The sequence below is a fragment of the Mycobacterium sp. genome (genome assembly GCF_052144515.1).
GTDB lineage: Bacteria > Actinomycetota > Actinomycetes > Mycobacteriales > Mycobacteriaceae > Mycobacterium.
The window spans coordinates 1-4,969 of the sequence record NZ_JBKQQD010000571.1; the positions used below are offsets into that span (position 1 = coordinate 1).

A 4,969-nucleotide genomic window follows, 5' to 3' on the forward strand; every position below is an offset into this window, starting at 1 on the left:
CGCCGCTGACGGTCAGCCCGGTGAGGATGCCGCCGATGTCGCCGACCTTGCGCGTCCGGGTGATGGCGTGGCTGCGGGTGTCGATGACGTCGACCACGGCACCCGAGTCCGGAGCGCAGCTGGCCACGTAGGCGATGGCACCGTCGGGGCTCAGCGCCACATCGCGGATGGGCAAGCCGATACGGATGGTCCCGACGACGCGCGGGACGCCGTCAGCCCGCAACGCGAACACCTGCCCGCCGGCCGGGCCGTTGGCGGCCACATACAGGTGCGAGCCGTCCGGACTGACGCGCACGCATGCCGTGGTGGCGCGCGGCGCGACCGGCAGCCCAACCGTCCCGACGCGACCGGTGGCGGTGTCCAGAACGGCCAGGTCGCCGCCGTCGGCGCCGTTCCTGCTGACATAGGCGCGCTTGCCGTCGGGGCTTGCCGCCAGGTCGCTGACGCGGAGCGCCAGCGGATGGGTCGCGACGACGGTGCCGGCGCGGGCGTCGAGGACCGCGATGGCGTCGTACGCCCGGGACACCGTGCTGACGAATGCCCGGCCGCCGCCGTGACCGTCCACGGCGATCGCGAACGGCTCGTTGAGGCCGGCAACCGTGCCAGTGACCCGGCGAGTGTCGGTGTCGATGACCGAGACGCTGTCGCTCCCACAGTTGGTCACCAGGAGCCGACCGCCGTCGGGGCTGACGACGAGGTCGCTGATCGGCCCTCGGTTGACCGCGATCCGGACCACGGTCGCTTGGCCGTCTCCATCGTCATGGGCGGCCTTACGGCCCTCCACCTTGCTCACGCTGGCACCGCCTTTATCTGCGTCCGCGGGCGGGGCAGGCATCGCTGACTAGGCGCGAGCCGCGCCGCCCGGATCAAATGGCATTTCGCGCCGAATGGCGCCGCTATGAAGCGAGTGTAGCGTCCGAATTCACGCCGCAATAAGCGAAATTATGCGGCGCCTGCCGCACATGGTTGCTCGCCTTATTTTTCCTTTACAAAAATATTGTTAAACCGTCGCCGGGCGTCCGGCAGCGAAGTCCAAAACCCTGTCGAAAACAAGCTTTCGAAGTCGCAGCTAACGCTGCCGCCAAAGTTCCCGTCTGCCCCTCTTGTCAAAGAATTCTCAGGATCAACACCCGAAAGAGGTAAATATCACACGCACTCAACCCGCGTGGCGGGCTATGCCGCTCTATGCCACCGGCGCAATGGCCGACACGCTGTTGACGGCCGGATAGGTGGTTGCGTAATACGACGGCGGCAGCAGTCCGATGTCGACCAGCGCGTCAGTGACCCCTTGCTGGGCACCAAGCACCAGTTGCGAACCGATGGTGGTCAGGCTGAAATTCGGGCTGGGAATGTCCGGATAAGGGGAAAGGAACACGCCCAGAGCGTTGAGCTGAGGCTGCGCCAGCGTCAACAGTTCGCCGAGCGGAGCGAAGCCGGGCAACAGCTGCGCGGGGGTGGCCACGTCGGCGTAGGCGTTCGGGTTGTAGCCCAGGTTGGCGAGCACCGTCAGATCCGGTTGCAGGAGGTCTGCCAGTGGCGTGCCGACGTAGGGCAGAGAACGCACTGGGTCCAGCAGCGGGAGGTTCTGCTTCGGAATCATGTAGTAGTGCGTGACCCCGCCGTCAGCGTAGTAGCCCGGGGACGTCGCCAGGGGCACCGCGTTCTGAATTTGCGTCGCCGTGAGGTGGGCGTATGACGGGTGCACGTAGGTGGCACCGGCGATGGCGTTGAGGTCGGCCAAGATGTTGATCGGGTATTGCGGGAAGTTGGCGACGCCGTCGTATTGGCCGGTGTAGATGGTGGTGGGATAGGGGGTGTTCGAGGGTGTCGCGCCGTAGAACGGGATGTCCAGGATCGGGATGTTGACCGTGAAGCGGGAGAAGAGCCCGCGTTCGGATTGTCGATGTCGCCGATCAGCATGAACGACAGGTCGCTGGGGCTCGGCCGTTCGAAGCTCGGCAGCGCGTGGAGAGCCCTCATCTCCAGGGTGGCTACGGCGGCGCTCTGCGAGTACCCGAACACGAGGGCTTGCGTCCCGGTGGGGAGCCCCATGATGGCGTTGTTCAGGATGAGCTCGCCCTCCGCCACCGATTGAGCCAGGGTCACACCGCTGATGCCCGGGATGTTGGCGCCCTCGGGCGTGTACAAGCCGAACGGGTTGAAACCCGTGAAGTTGGGGTTGGGCTGGATGAAGAGCCCGTTGATGGCCGCCACGTAGGACGGATCGGGTTGGGCGTTCAAGGTGCCGCCCATGATGAACGCGATCGACGAAGCGGCCGGTGTCGGCGCGCCGAGGGCGGTGGCCAGTGAGTTCGCCGCCGACCTGAGGATTCCACCGCCGATGAGCGGGTGGCCCAGCAGGGCTTGCGCCGGCGCATTGACAGCGCCCGACGCCCCCTGCAGCAGCGACACACTGGCCGCCTCGGCGCTGTCATAAAGCCCCGCACCAACGTTCAGCAGTTGCACGAACTGGTCGTGAAAGGCCGTCGCCTACGTGGTTATCTCCCGATACCCGCTGGCGTACGAGTCGAACAACGCCGCGATCTGCACCGACACCTCGTCGGCGGCCGCGGGCAGCACTCCCGTGGTCTTGGCCAACGCGGCCGAATTCGCCGCGCTGACCGCCGACCCGATCTTGGCCAGGTCCGCCGCCGCCGCGGTCACGATGTACGGCGCCGTAGTAACAAATGACATCCGTGTACCTCCGGCGGCCAGCCTCGAGTTTTTGTGTCCGTTTGGCTTCGAATTCCGTAATCGGCTAACGCGCAGGGTGGACCCTCATCGAGACGAGTGCGCCGGGCCGGGAAGGCCCGTTGAAGAATGCGGCAGACGGGATGCTACCCAAGGCGTAACGCTTTGTACCGCAGAGCTTTATCCGGGCGCGGGTGTCACACGAGGAGCTCACCCCTGCCCCGCCGTCGCACTCACAGTGCGTTGTGGTCGTACTCCCCGGTGCGGATGCGAATCACCCTGTCGACCGGCAATACCCAGACCTTGCCGTCACCGATCTTGCCGGTGCGAGCGGCGCTGACGACAGCCCCGACAACTCGCTCGGTGAACTCCTCGGCGACCAATACCTCGACACGGACCTTCGGGACGAACTCGATCTGGTACTCGGCGCCGCGGTAGACCTCGGTGTGCCCCCGCTGCCTGCCGTATCCCTTGACTTCCGCGACGGTCATACCCAGCACGCCGACGGACTCCACGGCGTGCCTGACGTCATCGAGCGTGAAGGGCTGAACGATTGCAGTGACCAGCTTCATGGCGTCCTCAGCGTCTCTAATCGCCCGCCGGCTCGGCGGGCTTGGAGGCCACTGTCTCGGCCCGCGTCGCCGCCAGCGGCTCGACCCGCCTGCCCGTGACGAGCGTTTCGTCGGGGTAAGCCTCTTCGTCGTGCACACCGACGTCGCCGGTTTCCAGCACCTCGTCGGGCAACCGCAACTTCATGAAGAGGCCGAGGAATTTCAGGATGATGAATGTGACCAGGGCATCCCAGACGATGACCGTGGCTGCGGCGCCGGCCTGTATCAGTATCTGTTTGGGGTGGTGACCGTACAGCCAACCGGAGAACGTCACGTCCGTCCCTGTGCTGCCGCCCAGGTATTCAACGATATGTGGGTCGGCGAGCACCCCGACGAGCAACCCGCCCGACAAGCCCGCCACGCCATGGGTGTGGAAAACACCAAGCGTGTCGTCGACCTTCTTGAAGAGCCTCGCCCTACCAAGCCAGTTCCAGGACATCCACACCAGGGACGAGGCAACGACGCCGATGATCATCGCGCCGAAGCTGTTGACGAAGCCGGCCGCCGGGGTGATGGCGACGAGGCCGGTGATCATGCCGTTGACGGCGCCGAGGAACGTCGGCTTGCGCTGCTTGCTCGCGAAGATGTCCCAGATCACCCAGGTGAGCAACGCTACGGCGGTGGTGAGGTTGGTGTTGAGTACCGCCAGCGATGCGTCAGCACCCGAGAAGTACGGGTCACCGCCGTTGAACCCGTTCCAGCCCAACCACAGGACGCCGGCGCCGACCGCGGCCAAGGGAAGGTTGTTCGGCACTGCGCGTTCCCGGTCACGCGCCAGCCTGGGGCCGATCACCGCGGCGGCGACGAATCCGCTTGTCCCGGCGGCCAGGTGAATCACGTACCCCCCGCTGTAGTCCAGAGCGCCCGCGTGGGACCACCAGCCGCCGCCCCATAACAGGAATGCGTTCACCGAGTAGGCGAACGTCGACCACAGCGGGACGAAGATCAGCCATACCTTGAAGCTCATCCGGCCGATCACGCTGCCAAGAAACAGCAGCGGGGTGATAGCGGCGAACACGAACTGGAAGTAGGCCAGCGTGGTTTCCGAGAAGCGGAACGACGGCATGGTGCCGTCCAACAGCGGGATATAGGCAATTTGCTGGTTGTTACTGCTCAGGATCGTCCTGGGTTTCCCGACCGCCGACTGCAGAATGCCGGGGCCCAGCTTCAGCGGCTCGCCGAAGCCCATCTTGAATCCCCAGAGCACCCACACGACCAGTACCAGCGAAAAGCCGGTGAACGCCATCAGCATGGTGTTGACAGCCCATTTCTTCTGCACGATCCCGCCGTACAGGACGGCGATGCCTGGAATGCTCATCAGGCCGACGAGAGTCGCCGCCACCAACTGCCAGGCGTTGTCTCCGGGATTTAGCCAATCGGGATAGGGCAACATAGTTCAGACACACCCCATTTCGAGCCAACCGGTTAAGTTCAGCTGCGGTGCGTAGTGACGCCGTGGGGTGAAGCGTCGAACGCAAATATTTCGGTCGTGTGTGCGGCGGTTTAAATATTCATGTCGGTTCCGGGCCGAAGCGGCACCGGCTAGCCGAACTGGGTCTGCGGGCGCGGCAACGCGGCCCCGTCGACGAGGATGTCGACCTTCTCGTTGTAGAACGCCACCAGGCCGGCGATTTGGCCGACCGCCGGCAGTGGGTAGTGGTACGTCC

The 4,969-nt window shown here is 65.1% G+C and carries 5 protein-coding genes and 2 pseudogenes; 1 reads left to right on the forward strand and 6 read right to left on the reverse strand.

All coding sequences use genetic code 11. From position 1 onward, the window contains the following. Both ACLP9N_RS39695 and ACLP9N_RS39700 read right to left on the reverse strand, forming a co-directional pair. A partial coding sequence (locus ACLP9N_RS39695; RefSeq protein ID WP_442412520.1) for a YncE family protein occupies positions 1–793 on the reverse strand: 793 nt, incomplete at its 3' end. A 390-nt stretch (positions 794–1,183) separates the two neighbouring features. Continuing rightward, a pseudogene (locus tag ACLP9N_RS39700) lies at positions 1,184–2,253 on the reverse strand (PE-PPE domain-containing protein). Between ACLP9N_RS39700 and ACLP9N_RS39705 the strand changes: the two are divergent. Beyond that, on the forward strand, positions 2,252–2,437 hold the full coding sequence (locus ACLP9N_RS39705; RefSeq protein WP_442412524.1) for a hypothetical protein: 186 nt from the start codon (positions 2,252–2,254) through the stop codon (positions 2,435–2,437). The pseudogene ACLP9N_RS39700 and the gene ACLP9N_RS39705 sit on opposite strands and share 2 nt — an antisense overlap. A gap of 53 nt (positions 2,438–2,490) precedes the next feature. Here the strand turns inward: ACLP9N_RS39705 and ACLP9N_RS39710 are convergent, their stop codons facing one another. The 4 genes and pseudogenes from ACLP9N_RS39710 to ACLP9N_RS39725 form a co-directional block, all read right to left on the reverse strand. Then, positions 2,491–2,694: a PE family protein gene (locus ACLP9N_RS39710; protein WP_442412521.1), complete on the reverse strand. Its 204-nt coding sequence runs from the start codon at positions 2,692–2,694 to the stop codon at positions 2,491–2,493. Between the two features lie 230 nt (positions 2,695–2,924). Further along, complete coding sequence (locus ACLP9N_RS39715; RefSeq protein ID WP_442412522.1) at positions 2,925–3,263, reverse strand: P-II family nitrogen regulator; 339 nt, start codon at positions 3,261–3,263, stop codon at positions 2,925–2,927. Between the two features lie 16 nt (positions 3,264–3,279). After that, a complete protein-coding gene (locus tag ACLP9N_RS39720) occupies positions 3,280–4,695 on the reverse strand; it encodes an ammonium transporter (RefSeq protein WP_442412523.1) in 1,416 nt (471 codons plus the stop codon). Between the two features lie 149 nt (positions 4,696–4,844). Beyond that, a pseudogene (locus ACLP9N_RS39725) lies at positions 4,845–4,969 on the reverse strand (DUF427 domain-containing protein); the annotation flags it as partial.

Bases quoted from the DNA above. Each gene is read 5' to 3' on its own strand.
- ACLP9N_RS39715 (WP_442412522.1), bottom strand. From the start codon at position 3,263: ATGAAGCTGGTCACTGCAATCGTTCAGCCCTTCACGCTCGATGACGTC.
- ACLP9N_RS39720 (WP_442412523.1), bottom strand. From the start codon at position 4,695: ATGTTGCCCTATCCCGATTGGCTAAATCCCGGAGACAACGCCTGGCAG.
- ACLP9N_RS39710 (WP_442412521.1), bottom strand. From the start codon at position 2,694: ATGTCATTTGTTACTACGGCGCCGTACATCGTGACCGCGGCGGCGGCG.
- ACLP9N_RS39705 (WP_442412524.1), top strand. From the start codon at position 2,252: ATGATGAACGCGATCGACGAAGCGGCCGGTGTCGGCGCGCCGAGGGCG.